Below are 25,652 nucleotides of genomic sequence, written 5' to 3'. Positions count from 1 at the left end.
TGTGTTATTTTTTTAGTTCACAATCAGAAATTTGTTCTATTTCAATATTATGGTTTTTAAGGAATGATATCCCATCGTCATCCGAATACTCATTGATATATACCAGTCTTGTAATCCCAGCCTGTAAAATTAGCTTGCTGCACTCTTTACATGGAGAAAGCGTTAAATACAGCGTTGCTCCTTTTGCAGATTGGGTAGAAGCAGCTAATTTTAATATAGCATTTGCTTCTGCATGTAATACGTACCAATGTGTTTTTCCCTCTGCATCTTCACAACAATTCTCGAATCCCGAAGGAGTTCCGTTATAACCATCTGAAATAATCATCCTATCTTTTACGATAAGAGCTCCTACTTGTTTTCTTTTACAGTAGGAAAGTTTTGCCCATTCCTGAGCCATTTTTAGATAAGCTTTATCAAACTTATTCATACCGCAGCATTGTTTTTTTTCGAAATAATTTGTAAAAATAATCTTAGAAGTTAGGCTTTCTTTTTTCCAGAAAAGCACTTACTCCTTCTTGTTTATCAGCTAGTTCAAAAAGCTCGCCAAAATACTTAATCTCAGTATCAAAGCCTTTATCCGTATCCGATAAATTCACTGCATGAATAGCCTTGGAAATTGCCATGGGTGAATTGAAGGCAATAACGTTTGCTAGTTCCTTTGTTTTGGTTAATAAGTCTTCAATAGGATATACTTCGTTCACTAATCCGATTTCTTTGGCTCTTTGAGCGGGAATCATTTTGGCTGAGAAGATCATTTCGTTGGCAATACCTTTTCCGACAAGCTTAGGAAGCCTTTGCGTTCCTCCGTAACCAGGAATCAGTCCTAAGGTTACTTCCGGAAGTCCTAATTTAGCATTTTCCGAAGCATATCTGATATGGCATGCCATAGCAAGCTCTAAACCTCCACCTAAAGCAAAGCCATTGACTGCTGCAATGACTGGTTTAGAGAGATTTTCTATTTTATTAAAAAGAGAATTTTGACCGTTTTTTGCCAATTCTTCAGCCCTTTCCTGTCCGAAATCACTGAATTCTTTGATGTCTGCTCCTGCAACGAAAGATTTCTCACCACTTCCTGTAAGAATAATCACCCTGCAAGACTTGTCCAAATCCAGGTCGTCTAAAGCTGAACTTATTTCCTGGATGGTTTTAGCGTTTAGTGCATTGAGACTTTCAGGTCTGTTTATTGTAATAATAGCTAATTTATCTTCTTTTTTTAATAATATATTTTCGTAACTCATTTTTCCACTTTAAATACTAACCCTTGCAAATTATCATTTTTTTACAAAAAAAAGGAAAAAAAGTTGATATTTTTTCCTTTTTTGTTGAAATATTATTTTGTTTGCTTATTTGATGTGATTCATCATATTGCTATCGATATTGATATTTAGCTGTGATGCTACTTTCATGCCAAGTTCAATATTCGCTCTGAAAAAATGACACAGCTGACGATTTATGATTTCATCTCTCTTTGGTCCGTCAATCCCCTTCATGCTTCCCACAATATTATGGACAAGGCGTTCCCGGTCTTCAGTATTCATTGCTTTTGTATAAAGCAGCCCGGGTTGTGTATAATGATCATCATCATTTTCATTTCTGTTGTAGAAAGCTACATGAGCGCTATCAAGTTCATAATCATAACCTTTATAAGAAGGATCCGGCTTGATGTCATCAAAGCTGTTAGGATGGTAGTTAGGCTTATCAGCATATTCACTGGAGTCAGCCATAAAACCATCTCTCTGGTAATTGTTGGTAGCAAAAGGGCAACGGTTCACTTCCAGCTGATGAGCATTTACTCCTACTCTGTATCTGTGAGCATCGGGATATGAGAATAATCTTCCCTGAAGCATTTTATCCGGAGAAAAACTAATTCCATTGATCAGATTGCTAGGGGAAAATGTGGATTGTTCTACATGTGCAAAATAATTAACAGGTACTTCATTCAGTTCCATTTCTCCAACCTCAATTAGAGGGAAGTCATTCTGGAACCAAACCTTGGTTACATCAAAAGGATTCCATCTGAAATCTTTTGCCTGCTCTTCAGTCATTACCTGGATATATAAGGTCCATTTCGGGAAATCACCATTTTCTATAGCATTGCAAAGATCCTCCTGGGCAAAGTCTGGATTTTCACCAGCCATCTTTACGGCTTCCTCATTGTTGAAGTTTTTAATTCCCTGTTTTGTTTTGAAATGGAATTTAACCCAAACTCTTTCATTGTTTGCATTGATCATAGAGAAGGTATGGGATCCGAAACCGTGCATATGCCTGTAACCATGAGGCGTACCCCTGTCGGACATTAAGATCAGAACCTGATGAAGGGATTCAGGATTCAGGCTCCAGAAATCCCACATCATTGTGGCACTCTTTAAATTTGTTTTCGGCACTCTTTTTTGAGTATGAATAAAATCAGGGAATTTTTTGGCATCTTTAATAAAAAACACAGGAGTATTATTACCTACAAGATCCCAGTTTCCGTCTTCAGTATAAAATTTTAATGCAAAACCTCTCGGGTCTCTTGCGGTATCTGCGCTTCCTTTCTCACCACCTACGGTAGAAAACCTTGCAAACATTCTGCAGGAGTTTCCCACCTTCGAAAATAATTTTGCTTTGGTATATTTACTAATATCGTGTGTTACGGTAAATGTTCCATAAGCGCCGCTTCCTTTTGCATGAACAATTCTTTCGGGAATTCTTTCTCTTACGAAATGGGCAAGGTTTTCCTGAAGAATAAAGTCCTGCAATAGGACAGGACCTCTGGGACCTACCGTCTGAGAATCCTGATGCTCAAAGTACGGAGCACCGCTGCTTAATGTTAATTTTTTAGAATCCATATAGTTAAGATTTTGATTTATTTGTTGTGTTTTTGGATGTAAGAATTATCAAATTTACTTGAATTTTTAATTGCTTATAGCAAAAACATCATATCTTTGTAATAGATAATATTAATCAGATGAACATTCAGCAATTGGAGTATCTTATCGCTGTAGATAAGTACAAACATTTTGGGAAAGCAGCTCAAGCATGCTTCATTACGCAACCTACACTAAGTGCGATGATACAGAAATTTGAGGATGAACTGGATGTAAAGGTGTTCGACAGGACTACGCACCCGATCCGTACCACAGATGTAGGGCTTCAGATCATTGATCAGGCGAAGGTGATTATAGAATCTGTCAATGAGCTGAGAAATAAAGCAAACCTGCTTAATAACATTTTAGGAGGAACAATTAACCTGGGAATTATTCCTACAGTATCTTCCTTTATTTTACCTACAGAAATTTTTAAATTCCTTGATGAGAATCCTAAAATTCAGATGAACGTGAAGGAAATGACAACAGACAGTATTATCAAGGCTTTAAAGGCTGGGGAACTGGATGCTGGAATTATTTCAACTCCGTATGATACGGCGGATGAATTCTATCAGGATTTTCTGTTCAATGAAGAGCTGATGATCTACAGCTCTGATACACAAGCTAATAAAAAGAATTCCTATATTATTCCTGAGGAGCTTAATGTTGAAAAAGTATGGCTTCTGGAAGAAGGGAACTGTTTGAGAAATCAGTTTGAAAACATTTGTCATCTGAAAGAAAATACACTCAAGCCAAAAAATCTCGACTTCCTTGCTTCCAATATCCAGACACTGGTTCATATGGTTGATAAGGTAGGAGGAATAAGTATTCTGCCGGAATTGGCTTTAAGCCAGCTTTCTGAAGAGCAGAAAGGTAAAGTTTTCAGATTTAAGAAGCCTTTCCCTTACAGGGAAATAAGCATCATTTATTACAAACCGACTTTCAAACAAAAGATTATTGACGAATTGTCTTCTTCAATCCAGTCTTCTTTAAAAGAAAGACTTAATTATAATGAAAGTCCAAAAGATTTCGTAAGCATAAAACCACAATAGTTTTTTATACTCAATCGGGATAAATCGCTTGTTTCAAGAAATTTATAATTATTTCTTAAAAGTTTTGGCTATTGAAAAATAGTCCTTAACTTTGCCCCTGTTTACAAACGAGGAAAAATTTGACCTGATTGCAACCTCTATAAAAAAAAGCTAAAACAGTATTCTTTTTGAGCTTTCCATGCAATTATTCACGTTATTCCTCATATTTTTAATCTAATAAAACAAAGAATAATATGTCTTATTTATTTACATCTGAATCCGTTTCAGAAGGGCATCCTGATAAAATTGCGGATCAGATTTCTGACGCTTTGATTGATCATTTTCTAGCATACGATAAATCCTCAAAAGTAGCGTGTGAAACACTTGTTACTACCGGACAGGTAGTATTGGCAGGAGAGGTTAAGTCAGATGCTTATCTTGATGTTCAGACCATTGCCAGAGAAGTAATCAATGGAATAGGTTATACAAAAGGAGAGTATATGTTCAATGGAGACTCTTGCGGGGTAATCTCTGCGATCCATGAGCAATCACCGGATATCAATCAGGGGGTTGATAGAAAAGTAGCAGATGAGACTTTTGAAAGCAAGGCTAATGCACAAGGTGCAGGAGACCAGGGAATGATGTTTGGTTATGCTACTAATGAGACCGCTAATTATATGCCTTTGGCGCTTGACCTTGCGCATACTATTCTAAAAGAGCTTTCTGCAGTAAGAAGAGAAAATAAAGAAATTACTTATTTACGTCCTGATGCGAAAAGCCAGGTGACTATTGAATATTCTGACGATCATAAACCGGTAAGAATTGACTCTATCGTGGTATCTACTCAACATGATGACTTTGGAGCCGAAGAAGAAATGTTGAACAAGATCCGTGAGGATATCAAAAATATCCTGATCCCAAGAGTAGTGGCTCAACAGCCGGAGGAAATCAAAGCTTTATTCAACGATCAGATCAAATATCACATCAATCCTACCGGGAAATTTGTAATCGGTGGTCCTCATGGTGATACCGGTCTTACAGGTAGAAAGATCATTGTGGATACATACGGTGGAAAAGGAGCTCACGGAGGTGGGGCATTTTCCGGAAAAGACCCTTCAAAAGTAGACAGAAGTGCTGCTTACGCAACAAGGCATATTGCTAAAAACCTTGTAGCTGCAGGTGTTGCAGATGAAGTATTGGTGCAGGTTTCTTATGCAATTGGTGTTGCTGAGCCTTGTGGTCTGTATATCAACACATATGGGACTTCAAAAGTAGATCTTCATGATGGGGAAATTGCGAAGAAAGTTTCTGCAATTTTCGATCTGAGACCTTACGCAATTGAAGAAAATCTGAAATTAAGAAACCCTATTTATCAGGAAACAGCTTCTTACGGACATATGGGTAAAGAACACTACATTGCTGATAAAACGTTTAATAAAGGTCATAAAAATGAGCTTACGCTTAAAGACCTGGAATTCTTCACCTGGGAGAAATTAGACAAAGTAGAAGAGATTAAAACAGCATTTGGTATTTAATTTTTTCTTTAAGATATTTATACTGCTTTATCTTTAACAAGATAAGGCAGTTTTTTTTAATTTTACACCTTAAATAAATAAAAAGATGATGAATTTCCGATGGGTAATAACGGTTGTATCCATATTTTTTTTATCCACCTACGCAAGTGCACAATATACCATGCACAAAATGATTAGTGTTGGATATACATATCAAAACCAAAGCTTCGGAGAATTGGGTGGAAAATTACTTTTCCTTAAGAATGACGATGTTATTTACAGATTAGGAGCTTCCGCATTAATGGGTTCCGCTAATTCTAAATTTGCCATCATGCCCAAAATTCAGGCAGATGTCTTGCTTAATTTTGAAAAAAATGTAGATTTTTATCACTCTTATTATTTTTTAGCAGGAGTTGAAGGGACCAATAAATATATTGCACCCAAAGTAGGGGTTACTTTATTCGGGCTGTTGGATTTAACTGCAGGGTATGCTTTTCCCTTTGGAGACGCTGAATTGAACGGAAAACAGCTAAAAGGAGTGAATGTAAATTTTACATTAAATATCCCAACTGTCTTCATTCATGATATGTTTAAGTGATTTTTTTTAAAAATTTTTTCTAAATATTAATAATAGGTTAACAGTTATTAAAATTTTATTATATTTACATCCATAAATAAACGAACTGCTTATTGATTGGACTTTACTCTGAAAAACTGTTTTGTATTTACAGCTAAAACCAGATAAAATATCTGGAAGAAAAACTGTCGGCAAATATATATTATATTGAGAAGAAAGTCATGAAATCAAAATCGGATTGCGTATTAATTTCCCTTTACCAAAAAGGAGACGAAGGAGCTTTATCAACTCTTATTCATCGTCATCAGAGAGAATTGTTTACATTCATTTTTTACAAAATTAATGATGAAGACCTAGCTAATGATGTTTTCCAGGATACATTCATGAAAATCATCGTGATGTTGAAAGAAGGACGTTATAACGAAGAAGGAAAATTTATTCTTTGGGCTAAAAGAATTGCCTATAATCTTATTATTGACCATTTCAGATTGAAATCGAAAAATATCAAGGTTTCGGAAACAACTTTTGAAACTGACGAATATTCTATTTTCGATTTAATCAGAGAGCCTTCAGAAAATATTGAAGATCAATTAGTGACTAATCAGATTCAGGAAGATTTATTGCGAATGCTGCAATACCTGCCTCAGAATCAGCAAGAGGTTATTAAGTTAAGATTTTTTGATGGGTTGAGCTTTAAAGAGATTGCAGATCACACGGATATGAGCATTAACACTACATTGGGACGTGTAAGGTATGCGCTGATCAACCTGAGAAAAATCATGGAAGAGAATAATATTATCCTTACCAGATAATAATTATAAAAAATTCCCGTTTTAAGGATAAACATGTTTCGCCTATGAAAAAAAATGATTCCTTAAAAGTGAAAACTTTGAAACCAAAAAAACAAACTGTTGATTTTCTACTCAACTTTTCAAAAAATCTTGGAATAGTAAAAATCAAAGATAAAAATTATTCGATCTCTAAAAATTAAAGTATTAATTTTGTGCTGTATGAAAATTCAGCACATTTTTTTTGACCTGGACAATACGCTTTGGGATCATCGCAAGAACGCTTACCTTACCATCAGGGATCTTTTCGAAAAGCAGGAAATAACACTCAAATACAATATAGATTTCGAGGAATTTCATGAAGTGTATCATGAAATCAATGAGAGCTTATGGGAAAAAATCAGAGACGGCATAATAGGTAAAGAATATTTAAGAAAACACCGTTTTCTTAATACTTTTAAACATTTTGGAGTTGAAGATGAGCAGTTGTCAGATTATTTTGAAGAACACTTTCTGGATAAAATTCTTAATCACAATGAACTGGTAGAGGGAGCTTTGTATGTTCTTGATTATCTAAAATCAAAAGAATATACAATGCACATTATTTCCAATGGCTTTAAGGAAGTCACGGAAAGAAAATGTATACTTTCAGGGATTGATCATTATTTTAATACGATCACCAGTGCTGATGCAGTAGGGGTGAGGAAACCTAATCCTGAAATTTTTGAGTATTCTTTAGGTCGTGCACACGCGAATAAGGGAGAAAGTATCTTGATAGGGGATGATTGGATTGCAGATGCGGTAGGAGCCATGAATTTTGGAATGGATGTTATTTTCTTTGATGTCCTGAACGAAAACCGGACAGAAGAAAATGTAAAGACCATTAAGCATCTTCTTCAAATCAAAGAATATCTTTAAAATTTGCTGCTTACATTTTTTTCCTAATTCTTTCCTAAATTAATATAGAATTTTGCTTCATAATAAATGAATAAAATTTTATATTATGAAAAGTTTAAAGAAAATCACCAGCTTACTAACCTTTATCTTAGTTTTATCAGCAGGTTTCATATTTGCACAGGATAGAGCAATCAGTCCCAATCAATTACCTGTTACTGCAAAGAAGTTTCTGGCAGGAAATTTTAAAGGTATTGCAGTAGGTTCCGTTATAGAGGACCGTGAAATATATGGAGTAGACGAATACAAAGTATACCTTTCCAACGGTGTGAAAATAGAGTTTGACAGCCAGGGAAACTGGAAGGAAGTGGATGGTAAGCATCAGAAGCTCCCGTATGGCTTTATTCCTGCAGGTATAAGAAATTATGTGGTTAAAAGCTTTCCAAACACTTCGATTATAAAAATTGAAAAAGAAAGATGGTCTTATAAAGCTGAACTATCCAATGGCGTTGACCTGAAATTCGACAAAAATGGGAATTTTAGTAAGATTGATGACTAATACTATATTAAATTTTTATGTTATGGTAAATTGGAATATAATCAACAAAGAAAGCCGAAGAAATATACTTACTTTTCTTGCTATATACCATCCATGTATGATCATTGAATCGGTAAAAGATATAAAGAATAAATACAAAATCCATGTGCTGAATGGGCAAACGCTTAGTTTTCATGTGGATGGTAGTTCTATCACAAATAATTTTTAATCTTGATAAATTATAGCCTCCCGGGAACAGGAGGTTATAATTTTATATATTTGATCAGAAAGTCAGAATAATACTTACTATGAAAATTTTACTTGTTGAAGATGAGGCGGAATTAAGAAATACCGTGCAAAGCTTTCTTGAAGCACAGCACTTTATAGTAGAGTCCGCTTCTGACTATAGTTCAGGTTTGGATAAAATCATTTCATATGAATATGACTGTATTCTCCTGGATATTATGCTGCCAGACGGAAGTGGGATGGATCTTCTTAAAGAAATTAAAAGTATGCACAAAAAAGATCCTGTAATCATCCTTTCTGCAAAAGATTCTGTCGACGATAAAGTAAGCGGATTGGAAATAGGGGCAGATGATTACCTTGCCAAGCCTTTTCACCTGGCAGAATTGATGGCCCGGATTAAATCGGTCATCAGAAGGAAAAATCAGGATGGAGAGAATATAATCACTTATAAAAACATCTTTGTGGATCCTGACAACAGAAAAGTAAAGATAGGTAATGAAGAATTGATCCTTAACCGTAAGGAGTATGATCTTTTGTATTATTTCGTGATACATCCTGAAAAAACATTACAAAAAACAATGCTTGCAGAAGCAATCTGGGGCGATTATATTGATCAGGCGGATAGCCTGGATTTTATTTATTCACAGATAAAAAACCTTCGTAAAAAGCTTAAAGCGTTAGGCGCTGAAGCTGATTTTCAGGCGATTTACGGAATAGGATATAAATTTGTATAATGAAAGTTTCTCTGAAATATTATACCATAAAATACCTGATAACCATTCTGCTATTGATCATTGCAGTGTGGGCGGCATTATTTTACGCCTATATTCTGGACGAAGTGTATGATAATGTGGATGATGGATTGAAAAACAGAAAAATACAGATTATTAAGGCAGTATATCTGGATGAGCACTTGTTAAAGAATAATGAGTTTGGTTTTAATGAATTTAAGATCAATCCTATTTCTGCAGCAGAGCATCAGGAAAAGAACAAGCTTTTTAATAAGATGTATTACATGGAATACGATGATGAAGAGCAGCCTTACAGAGTTCTTGAGACAGATTTTATAGACCAGTTTGGAAAGTATCAGAAATTGACTATCCGAACGTCCACGGTAGAAGAAGATGAGCTGGTATATGACCTTACAACAGCTCTGATTGTTTTGTACCTGTTATTGGTAGTAAGTATTATCGGGATCAACGGATTTTTGCTTCACAAAGCGATGAAGCCTTTTTACCGTATTCTGGATAAGCTCAAAAAATATCAGTTTGGGATTTCTTCTGATAAAGAGTCTCCAAAATATTCCATCAAAGAGTTTGAAGAGCTGGATAGAGAGATCAACGAAATGATTGATCGTAACGAGCTCGCCTTTAATCAACAAAAACAGTTTATTGAAAATGCATCTCACGAATTGCAGACACCTTTGGCAATTGCAATCAATAAAATAGATCTGGCAATACAGAATGATCAGTTTGATGAAAAGGATATGAATTTCTTTACTGACATCAAGAATGATCTGGGAAGGATGGCAAGCCTGAATAAATCACTGCTTATGCTGTCTAAAATTGAGAACAATCAGTTCAGTACTTTGTCCCATGTAAATTTTACTGCGATGATCAAAGAGCTGGTCAATAGCTATGAAGATTTTATAGAATACAAAGAGATTAAAGTAAACCTGTTGGACAAAGAAATATTTGAAACTATCTTCAGCCCTGACTTAGCCAATATTTTACTTTCTAATTTACTTAAAAATGCAGTCAGGTATAACCATCAAAATGGAATTTTAAATATTATTACCGAAAAGGGCAGGATGATTTTTCAGAATACCGGATCAATGAATCCTCTGGATGGAAAAAAAATCTTCAACAGGTTTTTTAAGCAAAGCACGGACAGCAGTTCTACCGGATTGGGACTTTCTATCATTAAAACCATAATAAAACAATATCCCGGATGGGATATTGTTTATGATTTTGAAGACGGAATGCATAGCTTCATTCTGTCAAAGAATAAAAGTTAGCCTATATATTAAAGTCCTAGACTTTCCCTTACACGTTTAATGGTTTCCACTGCAATCACTCTTGTTTTTGCAGCACCTTCCTGAAGTTTTGCTTCCAATTCATCCAGGTGGGTCATATAGTAGGTAAATGTTTCTCTTTCCTTCTGGAAACGAGTGGTAATCAGGTTTAAAAGTTCTGTTTTTGCATGTCCATATCCAAAGTTTCCTACAAGATATTTTGCTCTTAGCTCCTCTGTCTGTTCAGGAGTTGCAATCAATTGATAAATTGCAAATACTTTGTCGGTTTCAGGATCTTTCGGTTCCTCCAATGATTTGGAATCTGTCTCAATGCTCATCACCTGTTTTTTCAGTTCTTTATCCGGTAAGAAAATATTAATAATATTTCCCATGGATTTAGACATTTTACGACCATCTGTTCCAGGGACATATTTTGTATTTTCCTGAAGTTCGGCCTGAGGAAGTACCAGTACCTCTCCCATCTGATTATTAAACCTTGAGGCTACATCCCGGGCAATTTCCAAATGCTGAAGCTGATCCTTTCCTACTGGAACTATTTCTGCATCGTACAATAAAATATCTGCAGCCATTAAAATAGGATAAGTAAAAAGACCGGCATTCACATCCTGAAGCCTGTCTGCTTTATCCTTAAATGAATGCGCCAGGGTTAATCTCTGATAAGGAAAAAAACATGATAAATGCCAAGATAGTTCACAGGTTTCAGGGATATCACTCTGTCTGTAAAAAAATGTTTTTTCAGTATCCAGCCCACAAGCAAGCCAAGCCGCAGCAATCTCGTAGGTATTTTGTTTCAGCTCTTTTGCATCCTTTATCTGAGTTAATGAATGCAGATTAGCGATGAATAAAAATGATTCATTTCCTTCCTGTTTCGATAGTTCAACAGCAGGAATAATAGCACCCAATAAGTTTCCAAGGTGCGGTGTTCCGGTGGCTTGAATGCCGGTAAGAATTCTTGACATTTTGTTTTATTATTTATAAAAATTAACGAACCACAAATTTACGAGGTTTGGCGGGAATAATAATTAAAAGATTAAAAGATTAAAAGATTAAAAGATTAAAAGATTAAAAGATTAAAAGATTAAAAGATTAAAAGATTAAAAGATTAAAAGATTAAAAGATTAAAAGATTAAAAGATTAAAAGATTAAAAGATTTTTGGATAAATCTCGGGAATTTTTTACAAAAAAGAAGGATCAATAGGAGCGGACTTTAGTCCGCTTTCAAAAAAAATGATCATCCGTATGGCTTTAGCCCAAAGTTAAAATTAATTTAAAATAAAAATATGCTCAATCCTCAAAATCTGGGGACACAAAAACTATTGAATCACAATCTTTTCCCCACCGAATTTCGGTTGTACCCCAAATAAAAGATCCCAGTATACTTTGGTTTTAGCAATATACTCCCTTAGATTGGTCTTTAAACCCGCATATTTATTCACATCATTTGCATTATAACCATAGGCTTCGATTCCGTTTTTACGGGCTAAAAATACGGCTCTTTCATTGTGGAACTTTTGGGAAATGATGATGAATCTGGTTTGTCCAAAAATCTCTTTAGCTCTGATTACAGAATCTAGTGTTCTAAAACCTGCGTGATCCAGAATTATTTTATCCTTTGGAATTCCGTATTTCATTAAAGCAAGTTGCATATCCTCAGGCTCATTATAGTCCGCAGTACTGTTATCTCCACTTACAATAATGTATTGTATCTTACCACTTTTATAGAGATCTATAGCGGATTGTATTCTGTTGTAGAAGTATGCATTGGGCATACCGCTGTTTAGTGTTTTACTTGTTCCAAGGAGGATTGCTGTTTTGGTCGAAGGTAATACTGATAAGTTATCTGAAATGTATGGGGCACTTTGTTTTTTGATATTATAGTTGGCAAAGGCAATAAAAATAATTCCTGCTACGAGAAGAAGCAGGAAAATTTTAAGAGTATTTTTAATCAGTTTTTTCATCTGTATTATTTTCTAAAATTCCAGTCCGTTTGGAAAGGCCTTTTTTCTGAAAATCAATAATAATATGGCTCCTACAGTAATGGCAGAATCCGCGACATTAAAGATATATTTGAAAAATTCAATGTGCTTTCCACCAATAAGAGGGAAGCTTTCCGGTACATTCCAGTCTACCAGTGGGAAGTGAAGCATATCCACTACACAGCCTCTCATGAAAGACGAATATCCTTGTCCTGCAGAAGCTATTTTCGAAATACCTCCGTATCCGATCCAGCGGTCGATGCTAGGATCATAAACGGTGCCGCTATCGAAAATTAACCCGTAAAACATTCCGTCGATAAGATTACCGATGGCTCCTGCAAAAATTACAGCCATTGGAATGATAAGATAATTGGAGGCTCCCTGCTGAAGCCATTTTTTGAACATATAAATCATCCCTCCGATCAGGAATATTCTTAGAATAACTAAAAAATATTTACCTATAACACCGCCAAAGTGAAGTCCATAAGCCATTCCTGGATTCTCTACGAAAGTAAGCTTGAAACCCGGAAGAACGGAAACGCTATCATCAAGGTTGAAATGAGTTTTTATATATATTTTTGAAGCCTGGTCGATTAACAATACCAAAAATGTAATAGCTAATATCTTTTTCATTACTGTCCTTTAGGTTTTGAGGATTTTGCAGCCGGTTTTACATTTTTATTATCGCTTGCTTTCTTGATCACTTTTTGTCCGTTAAATGAACTTTTAACATGAGCCTTTTCAAATTTAATGTTCATTTCCTTCAGAACACTTTTCAGTGCACTCAGCTCCATAGGATTTTTGGGATGTACTATTATAGATTCCATTGTTCTGGATTTAGATTTTTACTTCTTAGATAATTCGTCAAGTCTTTTTCTGTCTTTTGGAGAAAGATCATTGATGCCGTTTTTGCCCATCTTACCTAAAAGTTTGTCAATTTCTTTTTCCCTTTCGCGTTTATCGGAATTAAACTGATCGTCTATTGTATAGTTCTTGTGCTGATCAGGAAAGAATTTATTCTTAATCCTCTCCCTGTTGAAAAACCATAAAACCACAATCAGGATCAACCCTAAAATTAAATATTCGCTCATGGATATAAATTAAAAATTAGGTTTATAAAGTATTACTGCTAATACAATATAAACCCAAATTTATTTTACAAACCTTACGGTTATTTCTGCATATTTTTCGCTTCGATGCTTAAGGTAGCATGAGGAACTGCCAATAGTCTTTCTTTTGGAATCAGTTTCCCTGTTACTCTGCAAACACCATACGTTTTATTTTCTATTCTGATTAAAGCGTTCTTAAGATCACGGACAAATTTTTCCTGTCTTCCTGCTAAGATCGAGTTTTGTTCCTTACTAAGAGTTTCAGCTCCTTCTTCAAACGCTTTGAATGTAGGCGATGTGTCATCAGTCCCATTATTCTGGTCATTGATAAAGCTTTCTCTTATCAGTTGTAAATCTTTTTCTGCTTTTTCTATTTTTTCTTTAATGATCGCTTTAAACTCTTGTAAATCAGAATCATTATATCTTACTCTTTCGTCTGACATGTTCTTTTCTCTTTTTTAATAAAATTATGAAATGGAATTTGAAATGCAATAACTATATGTTAATTTTTTTCAACATTTACCTTAAAATTAACCTCATCTATCTCAATTTCGTTAAAATTTGAAAGTGAAGATACAATTTCTATTTTATTTGACAAGACCTCTGCAGAAATATATTCTTCATTTTTCTTGATATTATCAAGGAATGGTGAATTTTCTTCTATGAAGATATTTATTCTGTCTGTCAACTCGAAGTCTTTGTCTTTTCTCAGGTTTTGAATTCTATTGATGAACTCTCTTGCCACACCTTCAGATTTCAACTCGTCTGTCAACGTCAAATCTAATGCCACAGTTGTTTTTCCATCAGAAGTCACTGTCCATCCCGGAATGTCTTTTGTTGAAATTTCAACATCATTCATTGTTATTTCGTAACCTTGGATAGCTATTTTGCCTTCTTTTTCTAAATCAGCAATTTGTTCTGATGAGAAATTAGCAATTTTATTTCCAACTACTTTCATATCCTTCCCTAATTTAGGGCCTAATGCCTTAAAGTTCGGTTTAATTTGCTTTACAATTAAATGAGAAGCTTCTTCTGCATTGATTAATTGTAATTCTTTTACATTCACTTCCTGTTTGATCAGTTCCGCAACTGCAAGAATCTGTTCTTCAGCTTTGGAATCTAATACAGGAACCAATACCTTTTGTAAAGGCTGGCGTACTTTTACATTCTCTTTTTTTCTAAGAGAGAATACCATGCTTGTGATTTGCTGCGCTAAATGGGTTTTTTCAACCAGATCCTGATCGATTAAACTTTCATCAGCAACCGGAAAATCTGTAAGGTGTATTGAATCACAGTTTTCTTTTCCTGTTACCTTATTCAGATCCTGATACAACTGATCCATAAAGAACGGAGCAATTGGTGCAGATAATTTAGCAACTACCTCAAGACATGTATATAAAGTCTGGTAAGCGGAGATCTTGTCATCGGAGTAGTCTCCTTTCCAGAAACGTCTTCTGCATAATCTTACATACCAGTTACTTAAGTTGTCATTTACAAAATTACTTATCGCTCTTGCCACTCTTGTAGGTTCATAATCCTCGTAGAATGCTTTAACCTCTTTAATTAAAAGGTTCAGTTCAGAAAGGATCCATCTGTCTATTTCCGGACGGTTTTCCACATCCTTTTCTGAGTAATTGAATCCATCCACATTCGCATATAATGCAAAGAAGGAATAAGTATTATAAAGGGTTCCGAAGAATTTTCTTCTTACCTCATCGATGCCCTCAATATCAAATTTCAAATTCTCCCAAGGATTTGCGTTGGAGATCATGTACCAACGTGTAGCATCCGGGCCATAAACGGAAAGAGTTTCAAACGGATCTACCGCATTACCTAAACGCTTAGACATTTTCTGACCGTTTTTATCCAGAACAAGTCCGTTACTCATAACATTTTTATAAGCAACTGAATCAAAAACGGCTGTTCCGATTGCGTGAAGGGTATAGAACCAACCACGGGTCTGATCCACACCTTCGGCAATGAAGTCCGCCGGAAAGGCCTTTTTATTATCTATTAATTCTTTATTTTCAAAAGGGTAATGCAATTGGGCATAAGGCATAGAGCCTGAGTCAAACCATACATCGATCAGGTCGCTTTCACGATTCATAGGTTTTCCTGATGCAGATACCAAAACAACTTTGTCCACCACATTTTTATGCAGATCTACCAAAGAGTAGTTTTCTTCCGTCATGTTTCCTATTTCAAACCCTTTGAAAGGATTTTCTTTCATGAATCCTTTTTCAACGGATTTTTCGATCTCGTTGTATAGTTCCTCTACAGAACCGATTACTATCTCTTCTTTCAGGTCATCCGTTCTCCAGATAGGTAATGGAATACCCCAGTAACGGGAACGTGAAAGGTTCCAGTCATTAACATTTTCTAACCAGTTGGCAAAACGTCCTTCTCCGGTAGCTTTTGGCTTCCAGTTGATCTCCTTGTTCAGATTCACCAGGCGGTCTTTTACGGCTGTCATTTTTACAAACCACGAATCCAATGGGTAATATAATACAGGTTTGTCAGTTCTCCAGCAATGAGGATAACTGTGGACGTATTTCTCTACTTTGAAAGCTTTATTCTCTTCTTTTAATACAATTGCCAAATGAACATCCCAAGATTTTTCAGGAGCGGTCCCGTCATCATAATATTCATTTTTGATATACTTTCCTGAGAATACTTCCGGAACATTTTCTCCTCTTATAAATCTACCCTGCAGATCTACTAACGGAACAAGATTGTCGTTTTCATCTTTTACCAACATTGGAGGAATACCTGCCTCTTTAGCAACTCTGGCGTCATCCGCACCAAAAGTAGGAGCGATATGAACGATACCGGTACCGTCTTCAGTTGTCACAAAATCACCGATGATCACTCTGAATGCCTTTTCAGGGGTTTCAGACGGCGTAAACCATGGGATGAGCTGCTCATACTGAGTTCCTGCTAACTTTTCTCCGTTAAACTCTTTCAGAATCTGGTAAGGGATTGTTTTGCTCTCCGATGTATAGTTGGCAAAATCTTCCGCTGTTCCTGCTGAATATTTTTTACCAAAGTTCTTTTCCAAAAGAACTCTTGCCAACACAACCGTTACAGGCTCAAAAGTATATTGGTTGAAAGTTTTAACAACAACGTATTCAATGTCTCTTCCTACAGCAAGAGCTGTATTTGACGGCAGCGTCCATGGAGTAGTGGTCCAGGCCAAGATGTCTACATTACCTTCTACATCGTTGAACAAATCACTGGTTTCTTTTTTTACTCTGAATTGAGCTACTATGGTAGTATCCGAAACATCACGGTATGTTCCGGGCTGGTTCAACTCATGCGAAGAAAGTCCTGTACCTGCTTTTGGAGAGTAAGGCTGGATCGTATAACCTTTATACAACAACTCTTTGTTGTATAATTGTTTTAGTAACCACCAAACGGTCTCCATATATTTTGATTTATAGGTAATATATGGATCATCAAGATCCACCCAATATCCTATTTTTTCTGTAAGGTTATTCCACACGTCTGTATAACGCATTACCGCTTCACGACATGCTTTATTATAATCTTCAATAGAAATCTTTTTGCCAATATCCTCTTTCGTAATTCCTAATTCCTTTTCAACACCAAGCTCCACAGGAAGCCCGTGTGTATCCCAACCCGCTTTACGGAAAACCTGTTTACCGTTCTGAGTCTGGTAACGGCAGAAAATATCTTTCAACGCTCTTGCCATTACATGGTGAATCCCGGGCATACCGTTTGCTGAAGGCGGACCTTCATAAAATACAAACTCAGGGCTACCTTCGCGAATTTCAACACTTTTATTGAAGGTTTTATTTTGTTTCCAAAATTCCGAAACATTGTCGGCTATATCAATAAGGTTGAGGTTTTTGTATTCTTTAAATTGACTCATTGTATTATCTCAATATCGTTGATTAATTAAGTTGGCAAATTTAGTGATTTTTTGTCGGTTTATAATATATGTTTTATTTTGATATCATCTATTAAAAACTTCAATTTCAGAAATATAAATAAAGGGATTGATTATTTGTGAATTTTGAAATGCAAAATTGAGCTTTTTTAAGGTTTTTGCTGGATACTTCTATGACCTTTATTCATTAAAATTATTCTTATATTAATAAAAATGGGCTAGAACCCACTTTCAAATTATACATTTTATCATTTGGTTTTATCCTTTTCTGATAATTAACCAAAATTTCGTAATTTTAAGATAACACATAAAAACCATTTGAATGAAAACCATTTCCAGATTATTGCTTATTATTTATTTTGTGAGCGGGAACCTGATGCTGGCTCAAAATAGCTATCCTCAAAACTACTTTAGAAATCCTTTAAATATCCCGATACAGCTGGCGGCTAATTTCGGTGCTGTACGGTCAAATCATTTTCACATGGGGCTGGATATACGGACGAACAGTCAGGAAAATCTTCCCGTAGTAGCTGCTGCGGAAGGTTATGTAAGCAGAATAAAGGTTGAACGCTATGGTTTTGGCAATGCTGTTTATATTACACATCCTAATGGTTATACTACTGTTTATGCCCATTTAAACAAATATTTTGATCAGCTTGACGCATTCGTAAAAGAAAAGCAGTATAAAGATGAAAAGTGGGAGCAGGATATTACTTTTTCTCCACGCCAGTTTCCTGTAGCGAAAGGGCAGATGATCGCTTTAAGTGGAAATACCGGCGGATCCGCCGGACCCCATCTGCATTTTGAAATCAGAGATACAAAAACGGAAGAGTGCCTGAATCCGTTGTTGTTTGGTTTTAACATTCCGGACAATGTTGCCCCCATAGTGAGTGGTTTGTATTGGTATGACAGACGGTTCAGTAGCTATGAACCTGGAGCGAATGATGTCTCTGTTAAAAAATCAGGAAATACTTATACGGCCAATATCATATATGTCAATTCTCCGGTCGTGAGCTTAGCCATTAAAGCTGTGGATAAAGCTAATAAGGGCTTTAATCTCGGGATCTATAAAGCACAGCTTTTGATGGATAATCAATTGATATACAGCTTTACAATAGATAAAGTGAGTTATGACGATACCCGGTATATCAATGGTTGTATCGATTACGCAAAGTTCATTCGTGATAAAATGAGTATTCAGCATTTGTCAGTATTACCGGGAATGAAGCTTCCCGATTATAGTTCCGGATCAAATGGGATTATAAGCCTTCCTGATGATGCGATTCATAATATTGAAATTGTATTAAAAGATACTAATGGAAATACCAGTCGGCTAATAACCCAAATCCAATGGATTAAAACCTCAGAAGGAATAGTTGAGAGTGCCCAGACAATACATCCTAATGAAGCAAGGACAATAAAAACAGAGAATGCGGAAATCAATTTGAGCGAAAATGCTCTTTATGACGCAATTAATTTTAAAATGTCTGAAAGATCTGATGCGGATGCAGTTTCAAATGCTGTCATATTACACAATCTCTATGTTCCCATTCATGATCATTATGCTCTGAAAATAAAACCCAACCGGAAATTAAATGATGACGAAAAGAACCGCTTGGTAATTGAGCTTAACTATGGAAGTGATAAAGAGTTCATTAAAGGAAAGTGGAATGGTAGCTATGTCGAAGGACAGTTTAAGAGATTGGGGGTAGCAAGAATTCTTTTGGATAGTAGTGTGCCATCGGTTTCTCCAAACTGGAAAGAAGGTGCGCTTATAGCAGGCAGTTCTTTGATCCTCAGAGGGAAAACGGATATTGGAGATATAGAATCATTTCGTGCGGAACTGGATGGGAAATGGCTTCGTTTTGCAAGAATAAAAGATAATTTCGTTTATCTTTTTGATGAAAAATGTCCTAAAGGTTCGGGTGTACATACACTAAAAGTGACAACAACCAATACTGCAGGAAACATGAATACACAAACTTTTACATTTCACAGATAACATATCGGGGATACACGACAATTAAAAATCATGAATACATTGTACCCGAATACATTCTACAATATTTTATTTAATAAATTTGTTACATAAAAATAAAATCATTGGAATTCTATCCATCAATCGAAAAATCAAACCTTCCCGAAATTAAACAGTTTCAGGAAAAAAAACTTCAGGAACTTCTAATTTATCTTGAAAAGAACTCGCCGTTTTACCAGAGATTATTTAAAGAAAATAATATCAGCAGTGGTGATATTCAATCTTTGGAAGATTTACGGAAGATTCCTACCACCTCCAAAAATGATCTGCAGCAGCATAACCATGATTTCTTCTGTATTCCTCCAGGGGAGATTGTAGATTACAGTACGACTTCAGGAACATTAGGAGATCCGGTAACCTTTGGGCTATCTGATAAAGATCTCGAAAGGTTGGCTTATAATGAAGCTATTTCTTTTGCCTGTGCGGGAGTACAGAAAGGAGATGTAGTGCAGATGATTACTACGATCGATAAAAGATTTATGGCGGGTTTAGCTTATTTTCTGGGACTGCGGAAAATGGGTGCCAGTGTTGTAAGGATGGGACCTGGAATTCCGGAATTACAATGGGATTCTATTTTCAGGTATAAGCCTAAATACCTGATCACAGTTCCTTCTTTTCTCCTAAAAATGATCGATTATGCAGAAAAGAATGGGATTGATTATAAAAATTCCAGCGTTTATGGAGCTGTTTGTATTGGGGAAAGTATCAAAAACCAGGATTTTACAGATAATATTCTTTCGCAGAAAATCAAGGAGAAATGGAATATTAAACTTTTTTCTACATATGCCTCCACAGAAATGAGTACGGCATTTACCGAATGTGAGTTTCAGGTGGGTGGACATCAGCATCCGGAGCTGATCATTACAGAAATACTTGATGATAATGAAAATCCTGTACAGGAAGGTGAAAGTGGTGAATTGACTATTACTACTCTGGATGTGGAAGCTATACCATTGCTTCGATTTAAAACAGGAGATATTGTAAAAGCACATTATGAGCCTTGTCAATGCGGGCGTAACACCATGCGTCTTGGACCTGTGATCGGAAGGAAGCAGCAGATGATCAAATATAAAGGGACAACACTTTATCCACCTGCGATGAATGATATTTTGAATGATTTTAATAATTTACAATGTTATCAGATTGTTATTCAATCTAATGAAATCGGGCTGGATGAGATCATTATTAAAATCAGTACGGATAGTGAGTCTGAAGATTTCGTAAGCGAAGTACGGGACCACTTCCGGGCTAAGCTAAGGGTAAGTCCTAAGATTGAAATTGTGGAATTTGAGACTTTATCTAAAGTTGTACATAATCCCAACAGCAGGAAACCGATTACTTTTATTGATATGAGATAGATAAAAGAAATAAAGTACTTTAAACTAATAGAAAAGCGGCCTGAAACTAGGCCGCTTTTTATTGTAATTCTTGTTGTTGTTTCTCTATTTTAATCAGGTTAGCAAGGTTTTTTATGACGGTATCGTGCTTCTTTACAAAAGGATTGTCTTTATTCCATACATAACCCGCCAGGACCGCACATATTTTTCTTTTGACATCTTCGTTTTCCGGTCTGTGGAAAAACAGCTCCTGTAAGTTTCCTGTATACCATTCTTTTACATAAGTGGTGAAAACATCCACACCGTATAATATGTAATCAGAATATTCTTTTTGCCAGTCAATAGTTTCCCCGTTCAATTGTCTGATGGCAAGTTTGGCTGCCAGCATTCCGGATTCTGTAGCAAAAGCCATCCCCGATGAAAAAACAGGGTCTAAAAATTCTGATGCATTTCCGGTAAGGGCGAACCCGTCACCGTATAGTTTTTTTACAGAGCAAGAGTAATCAACTAGTTTTTTAGGTTCAAAGATAAAGTCTACGTTTCCAAAACGTTTCACATAATAATCCGAGAGTGAAATTGCTTTTCTGAGAGCTTCCGTTGTGTCACCATTTTCTGCAAGCTTTTCAATATAATCTGTAGGACCTACAATTCCTACGCTTGTATTTCCATTAGAAAAAGGAATGACCCAAAGCCATACTTCAGTTTCAATGATATCGAAAGAGATTAAGGTTCCTTCCGTTCCCGTTTCTCTATTGATATCTTCAACATGCGAAAAAATAGCGGAGTGAGGAGATAGTTTTGAAGGTTTTTCCAGATCAAGTAAACGAGGCAACACCCTTCCATAACCACTGGAGTCAATAACGAATTTTGCATGAATCTCTTTCATCTCGCCATTCTTATTTTTTACAGTGGTCACAGAATCGGTTCCTTCAAACCTGATGTCGATTACTTCTGTTTCAAATTCAAGGTCAATTCCTTTATTGATGACTTCGTTGGCAAGTGTATTATCAAAATCAGCTCTGGGAACCTGCCAGGTCCAGTCCCAACCTTCTCCGAATTTGTCACTGAAATCAAACAGGCAGACTTCATTACCTCTCAGAAAGCGGGCTCCCAGCTTTTTTTCAAAGTTCATTTTGTCCAGGGCAGGGAAAAGTCCGGCTTCATCAAAGTGATCCATTACTCTGGGAATTAGGCTTTCGCCAACGACCAATCTTGGGAATCTGGCTTTCTCAACAACCTTTACATTGATGTTGTTCTTCTTTAAGTATGAGGAAGATACACATCCTGAAGGTCCGGCACCGATTACAAGAACGTCTACAAACTCTTTACCCATCTTTGATTTTTTATTTTAATAATAACTTCTATCTTTGCCGCAAAATTAGTGACAATTAATTAATATTTTATAAAATTATCTACTATTACTTCTGATTAATGAAAATAGACAACTTTTTAGAACTGAGGGATTTTCAAAAAATTATTATTGAAAATGAGAAAATAGAACTGGATGATACACTTTTAACAAGAGTGGAAGAAAGCTTTCAGTTTTTAAAAGAATTTTCAAAGAATAAAGTAATATATGGTGTAAACACAGGTTTTGGGCCAATGGCTCAATTTAAAATCAGTGATGAAGACACCCATCAGCTTCAGTATAACCTGATCAGAAGCCATTCTTCAGGAATTGGGAATCCTCTTCCTGCAGCCGAAGTTAAGGCTTGTATGTTGGCGAGACTTAATACTCTGTCTTTGGGAAATTCCGGTGTTCATAGTTCTGTTGTTTATTTACTTAAAGAATTGATAAACAGAGATGTTATCCCTCTTGTTTTTGAACATGGAGGAGTGGGAGCAAGTGGGGATTTGGTCCAGCTTGCCCATTTGGCATTGGTTCTGATTGGTGAAGGGGAAGTATTTTATAAAGGAGATAGGCAACCAACAAAAAAAGTTTTTGAAACGGAAGGATTAGAGCCGATAAAAGTTGAGATCAGGGAAGGATTAGCTTTAATGAACGGAACTTCTGTAATGTCTGGTATCGGAGCTGTAAATGCTTATAAAGCGAACCAGCTTACTGAAATATCCATAAAGCTTTCCTGCGCGATTAATGAGATTGTTCAGGCTTATGATGATCATTTCTCAGAGGTTTTAAACGGGACTAAAAGACATTATGGACAGCAGAAAATTGCTGAAAAAATGAGAGCCCATTTATCTGACAGTAAACTGATCAGAAAAAGAGAAGATCATTTGTATACCCACTTCGAAGAACAGGAAAAAGTATTTAAAGAAAAGGTTCAGGAATATTATTCATTAAGATGTGTTCCTCAGATTTTGGGACCTGTACTGGATACTTTGGAATACACAGAGAAAGTCCTTGAGAATGAGATCAATTCCGCAAATGATAATCCAATCATCAACGTTGAAGATAAACATGTATATCATGGTGGAAACTTCCATGGTGATTACATTTCGCTGGAGATGGATAAACTAAAGCTGGTCGTAACTAAATTAACGATGCTTGCAGAAAGACAATTGAACTATCTTTTGAACTCCAAGATCAATGAAATTTTACCTCCTTTTGTTAATTTAGGAAAATTAGGATTTAACTTCGGAATGCAGGGTGTTCAATTTACAGCTACCTCTACTACTGCTGAAAGCCAGATGCTGTCGAATTCTATGTATGTCCACAGTATTCCTAACAATAATGATAACCAGGATATTGTAAGTATGGGAACGAATGCAGCGGTTATTTGCAGAAAAGTAATAGAAAATGCTTTTGAGGTGTTAAGTATAGAAGCGATCACAGTTGTTCAGGCAATCGAATATCTTGGCTTCCAGAATAAAGTGTCCTCTTCAACAAAAAGCTTATATGATGATATCAGAAAAATCATCCCGGCATTCTCTGACGATATGGTGATGTACCCTTATCTGGAAGAGGTGAAACAATATTTTAAAAACAACAAAGGATGAAAAAAGTGTTGATTCTTTCTCTTATCGTATTGGGGCAAAGTATATTTGCTCAGCAGCTTGCATTGGTAAAAGAAAAGGCGAAAATAGGATATATTGATAAATCGGGAAATTACGTAATTGAACCTGCATATGAAACAGCAAGAAGTTTCTCTGACGGATTAGCAGCTGTGAAAATCAAAGATATGTGGGGTTTTGTAGGGAAAGATGGTAAAATGGCTATCGAACCTTCCTTCACGAAGGCGAGGGATTTCAATGATGGACTTTGTGCTGTGGAACGTGACGGAATTTGGTTCTATATCAATAAGAATGGAGAAAAGCTAAACATGCCGTATTCGGATAAATTATACGATTTTAACAATGGACTTGCCTTAATGAAAGTTTCAAATAAAATCGGAGCATTTGATACGGGCGGAAAGGTTGTAATACCCGCAGAATATGATGTTATCAAACCCTTTCAAAATGGTTATGCGAGGATTTCTCAGAAAGGATTATGGGGAATTATTGATACAGCCGGAAAAGTGATTGTTCCTGTGGAATATAACGATATCGGAGAATATAAGAACGGAGCAACCTGGGCGCAGAAAGGAAAAGCTTATGGTATTATTGATGGAAGTATTTTTTCCATCGCTGAAGGTGCGGATAAGATCTGGGATTTTGGAAACCAGCCCATTACCTACGCCCGCAGAAACGGAAAAATAGGATTTGTGGACAAAGCAGGAAAATGGGCGATAGAGCCTAAGTTTGATAAGGCGAGGGCATTTAATCAAAATTTAGCTCCTGCATATTCAGGAGGAAAATGGGGATATATTGATATGAAAGGAAACTTTGTAGTAGAACCTGCATATAATGATGCTGAGGTTTTTAGCAATGATAACCTGGCTCCAGTAAAAGGAAAGAATTGGGGATTCATTGATACTTCCGGTAAGCTTGTTATTCCGATGGATTATGATATTTCAGTAAGCTTTGGGTTCAATGAAAAAAATAAAGGTTTTAATGAAGGCGTTTCCAGAGTGAAGAAATCCGGAAAATGGGGTTTTATTGATAAAACAGGATCCCTGGTGGGAAATAAATGGTTTTATAATGCAGAACTTTTTCAAAATTAAAACTAATTCTAAGAGATGAAATGTGCAATTGTAACAGGTGGTTCCAGAGGTATAGGAAGGGCAATCTGTATAAAACTGGCTGAGGAGAAAAATTATCATATACTGATCAACTATACTTCTAATGAAGAGGCAGCAAAGGAAACATTGGCAAAAGTTGAAGAACTTGGAGCCACTGGAGAAATTCTTAAGTTTGATGTGGGAAATGCCGAAGAAACCCTTAAGGTTTTAGGGGATTGGCAGGAAAGTAATGCCGATGCATTGGTTGAAGTGATCGTAAATAATGCAGGGATTACCAGAGACGGTCTGTTTATGTGGATGAAGAACGAAGACTGGAATAGTGTAATTAATACCAGTTTAAATGGTTTTTTCAATGTTACGAATTTTTTCATTCAGAAATTGTTGCGTAACAAATATGGCAGGATTATAAATATGGTTTCAGTTTCCGGTGTTAAAGGAACTGCCGGACAAACCAATTATTCCGCTGCAAAAGGAGCCTTAGTGGGTGCAACAAAAGCACTTGCGCAGGAGGTTGCCAAAAGAAATATCACGGTAAATGCAGTAGCTCCGGGATTTATAAGAACAGATATGACACAGGAGTTTAATGAAGATGAATTAAAGGCAATGATTCCTGCAAACAGATTTGGGGAGGCTAAAGAAGTGGCTGATCTGGTTGCATTTCTGGCTTCACGAAAATCCTCCTATATTACAGGAGAAGTGATTAATATTAATGGTGGTATTTATTCATAATC

Annotated in this window: 24 protein-coding genes; 13 read left to right on the top strand and 11 right to left on the bottom strand. The window is 36.0% G+C overall.

Going from position 1 to position 25,652, the window contains the following annotated elements:
* Positions 1–4: 4 nt before the first annotated feature.
* From ACNFU2_RS12655 to ACNFU2_RS12645, 3 genes are all read right to left on the bottom strand, one after another.
* Positions 5–427, bottom strand: coding sequence for a deoxycytidylate deaminase (locus ACNFU2_RS12655; RefSeq protein WP_172281192.1), 423 nt, complete (start codon positions 425–427; stop codon positions 5–7).
* Between the two features lie 43 nt (positions 428–470).
* Complete coding sequence (locus tag ACNFU2_RS12650; protein ID WP_273649966.1) at positions 471–1,238, bottom strand: enoyl-CoA hydratase-related protein; 768 nt, start codon at positions 1,236–1,238, stop codon at positions 471–473.
* Between the two features lie 105 nt (positions 1,239–1,343).
* Positions 1,344–2,831 (bottom strand): catalase, encoded by a 1,488-nt coding sequence (locus ACNFU2_RS12645; RefSeq protein ID WP_172281188.1) that lies wholly within the window; start codon positions 2,829–2,831, stop codon positions 1,344–1,346.
* Positions 2,832–2,950: 119 nt separating this feature from the next.
* Between ACNFU2_RS12645 and ACNFU2_RS12640 the strand changes: the two genes are divergently transcribed.
* The 8 genes from ACNFU2_RS12640 (at position 2,951) to ACNFU2_RS12605 (ending at position 10,454) form a co-directional block, all read left to right on the top strand.
* Positions 2,951–3,901: a LysR substrate-binding domain-containing protein gene (locus ACNFU2_RS12640; RefSeq protein ID WP_172281186.1), complete on the top strand. Its 951-nt coding sequence runs from the start codon at positions 2,951–2,953 to the stop codon at positions 3,899–3,901.
* A gap of 233 nt (positions 3,902–4,134) precedes the next feature.
* Entirely contained in the window at positions 4,135–5,415 is a 1,281-nt protein-coding gene (metK, locus tag ACNFU2_RS12635) for a methionine adenosyltransferase (protein ID WP_273649962.1), read from the top strand.
* Positions 5,416–5,500: 85 nt separating this feature from the next.
* Positions 5,501–5,992 (top strand): hypothetical protein, encoded by a 492-nt coding sequence (locus tag ACNFU2_RS12630; protein ID WP_418121939.1) that lies wholly within the window; start codon positions 5,501–5,503, stop codon positions 5,990–5,992.
* A gap of 200 nt (positions 5,993–6,192) precedes the next feature.
* Complete coding sequence (locus ACNFU2_RS12625; RefSeq protein ID WP_089028087.1) at positions 6,193–6,783, top strand: RNA polymerase sigma factor; 591 nt, start codon at positions 6,193–6,195, stop codon at positions 6,781–6,783.
* A gap of 198 nt (positions 6,784–6,981) precedes the next feature.
* Positions 6,982–7,677, top strand: a complete 696-nt coding sequence (locus ACNFU2_RS12620) for a YjjG family noncanonical pyrimidine nucleotidase (protein WP_418121936.1) — start codon at positions 6,982–6,984, stop codon at positions 7,675–7,677.
* 85 nt (positions 7,678–7,762) lie between these two features.
* Positions 7,763–8,212, top strand: a complete 450-nt coding sequence (locus tag ACNFU2_RS12615) for a PepSY-like domain-containing protein (protein WP_273649957.1) — start codon at positions 7,763–7,765, stop codon at positions 8,210–8,212.
* Positions 8,213–8,499: 287 nt separating this feature from the next.
* Entirely contained in the window at positions 8,500–9,171 is a 672-nt protein-coding gene (locus ACNFU2_RS12610; protein ID WP_273649955.1) for a response regulator transcription factor, read from the top strand.
* Positions 9,171–10,454 carry a sensor histidine kinase gene (locus tag ACNFU2_RS12605; protein WP_273649953.1) on the top strand — a complete coding sequence of 428 codons (1,284 nt, stop codon included), beginning with the start codon at positions 9,171–9,173 and terminating at the stop codon, positions 10,452–10,454. The genes ACNFU2_RS12610 and ACNFU2_RS12605 overlap by 1 nt, the downstream gene beginning before the upstream one ends.
* A gap of 8 nt (positions 10,455–10,462) precedes the next feature.
* On the opposite strand, the gene trpS is transcribed toward ACNFU2_RS12605, so the two are convergent.
* From trpS to ileS, 7 genes are all read right to left on the bottom strand, one after another.
* Positions 10,463–11,431, bottom strand: coding sequence for a tryptophan--tRNA ligase (gene trpS / locus ACNFU2_RS12600; protein WP_273649951.1), 969 nt, complete (start codon positions 11,429–11,431; stop codon positions 10,463–10,465).
* Between the two features lie 354 nt (positions 11,432–11,785).
* Positions 11,786–12,430 carry a SanA/YdcF family protein gene (locus ACNFU2_RS12595; protein WP_273649949.1) on the bottom strand — a complete coding sequence of 215 codons (645 nt, stop codon included), beginning with the start codon at positions 12,428–12,430 and terminating at the stop codon, positions 11,786–11,788.
* A gap of 12 nt (positions 12,431–12,442) precedes the next feature.
* The gene (locus ACNFU2_RS12590) at positions 12,443–13,081 is read right to left on the bottom strand and encodes a lipoprotein signal peptidase (RefSeq protein ID WP_172281172.1); all 639 of its coding nucleotides are present in this window, start codon (positions 13,079–13,081) and stop codon (positions 12,443–12,445) included.
* Positions 13,081–13,275: a DUF2683 family protein gene (locus ACNFU2_RS12585; protein ID WP_172281170.1), complete on the bottom strand. Its 195-nt coding sequence runs from the start codon at positions 13,273–13,275 to the stop codon at positions 13,081–13,083. The genes ACNFU2_RS12590 and ACNFU2_RS12585 overlap by 1 nt, the downstream gene beginning before the upstream one ends.
* A gap of 18 nt (positions 13,276–13,293) precedes the next feature.
* Complete coding sequence (locus tag ACNFU2_RS12580) at positions 13,294–13,539, bottom strand: DUF6576 domain-containing protein (protein WP_172281168.1); 246 nt, start codon at positions 13,537–13,539, stop codon at positions 13,294–13,296.
* An 80-nt stretch (positions 13,540–13,619) separates the two neighbouring features.
* Positions 13,620–14,000 carry a TraR/DksA family transcriptional regulator gene (locus tag ACNFU2_RS12575; RefSeq protein WP_034740299.1) on the bottom strand — a complete coding sequence of 127 codons (381 nt, stop codon included), beginning with the start codon at positions 13,998–14,000 and terminating at the stop codon, positions 13,620–13,622.
* Between the two features lie 59 nt (positions 14,001–14,059).
* Complete coding sequence (gene ileS / locus ACNFU2_RS12570; protein WP_273649942.1) at positions 14,060–17,449, bottom strand: isoleucine--tRNA ligase; 3,390 nt, start codon at positions 17,447–17,449, stop codon at positions 14,060–14,062.
* A gap of 340 nt (positions 17,450–17,789) precedes the next feature.
* Here ileS and ACNFU2_RS12565 point away from each other — a divergent pair, with 340 nt between their 5' ends.
* Both ACNFU2_RS12565 and ACNFU2_RS12560 read left to right on the top strand, forming a co-directional pair.
* Positions 17,790–19,469 (top strand): M23 family metallopeptidase, encoded by a 1,680-nt coding sequence (locus ACNFU2_RS12565; RefSeq protein WP_306612962.1) that lies wholly within the window; start codon positions 17,790–17,792, stop codon positions 19,467–19,469.
* Between the two features lie 101 nt (positions 19,470–19,570).
* Positions 19,571–20,863, top strand: a complete 1,293-nt coding sequence (locus ACNFU2_RS12560; protein ID WP_273649938.1) for a phenylacetate--CoA ligase family protein — start codon at positions 19,571–19,573, stop codon at positions 20,861–20,863.
* 58 nt (positions 20,864–20,921) lie between these two features.
* Here ACNFU2_RS12560 and ACNFU2_RS12555 read toward each other — a convergent pair whose 3' ends face one another.
* Positions 20,922–22,175, bottom strand: a complete 1,254-nt coding sequence (locus ACNFU2_RS12555) for an NAD(P)/FAD-dependent oxidoreductase (protein WP_273649936.1) — start codon at positions 22,173–22,175, stop codon at positions 20,922–20,924.
* A gap of 98 nt (positions 22,176–22,273) precedes the next feature.
* On the opposite strand from ACNFU2_RS12555, the gene ACNFU2_RS12550 reads away from it, so the two are divergent.
* Genes ACNFU2_RS12550 through fabG form a run of 3 tightly spaced genes read left to right on the top strand, consistent with a single transcriptional unit; the run spans position 22,274 to position 25,650 of the window.
* The gene (locus ACNFU2_RS12550) at positions 22,274–23,800 is read left to right on the top strand and encodes an HAL/PAL/TAL family ammonia-lyase (protein ID WP_273649934.1); all 1,527 of its coding nucleotides are present in this window, start codon (positions 22,274–22,276) and stop codon (positions 23,798–23,800) included.
* On the top strand, positions 23,797–24,903 hold the full coding sequence (locus ACNFU2_RS12545; RefSeq protein ID WP_273649932.1) for a WG repeat-containing protein: 1,107 nt from the start codon (positions 23,797–23,799) through the stop codon (positions 24,901–24,903). Before ACNFU2_RS12550 ends, ACNFU2_RS12545 begins: the two co-directional genes overlap by 4 nt.
* Before the next feature lie 15 nt (positions 24,904–24,918).
* Complete coding sequence (gene fabG, locus ACNFU2_RS12540) at positions 24,919–25,650, top strand: 3-oxoacyl-ACP reductase FabG (protein ID WP_418121929.1); 732 nt, start codon at positions 24,919–24,921, stop codon at positions 25,648–25,650.
* Positions 25,651–25,652 lie beyond the last annotated feature (2 nt).

The organism is Chryseobacterium sp. PTM-20240506 (assembly GCF_048296755.1).
GTDB lineage: Bacteria > Bacteroidota > Bacteroidia > Flavobacteriales > Weeksellaceae > Chryseobacterium > Chryseobacterium proteolyticum.
This window is presented reverse-complemented; position numbering and strand designations above follow the sequence as displayed.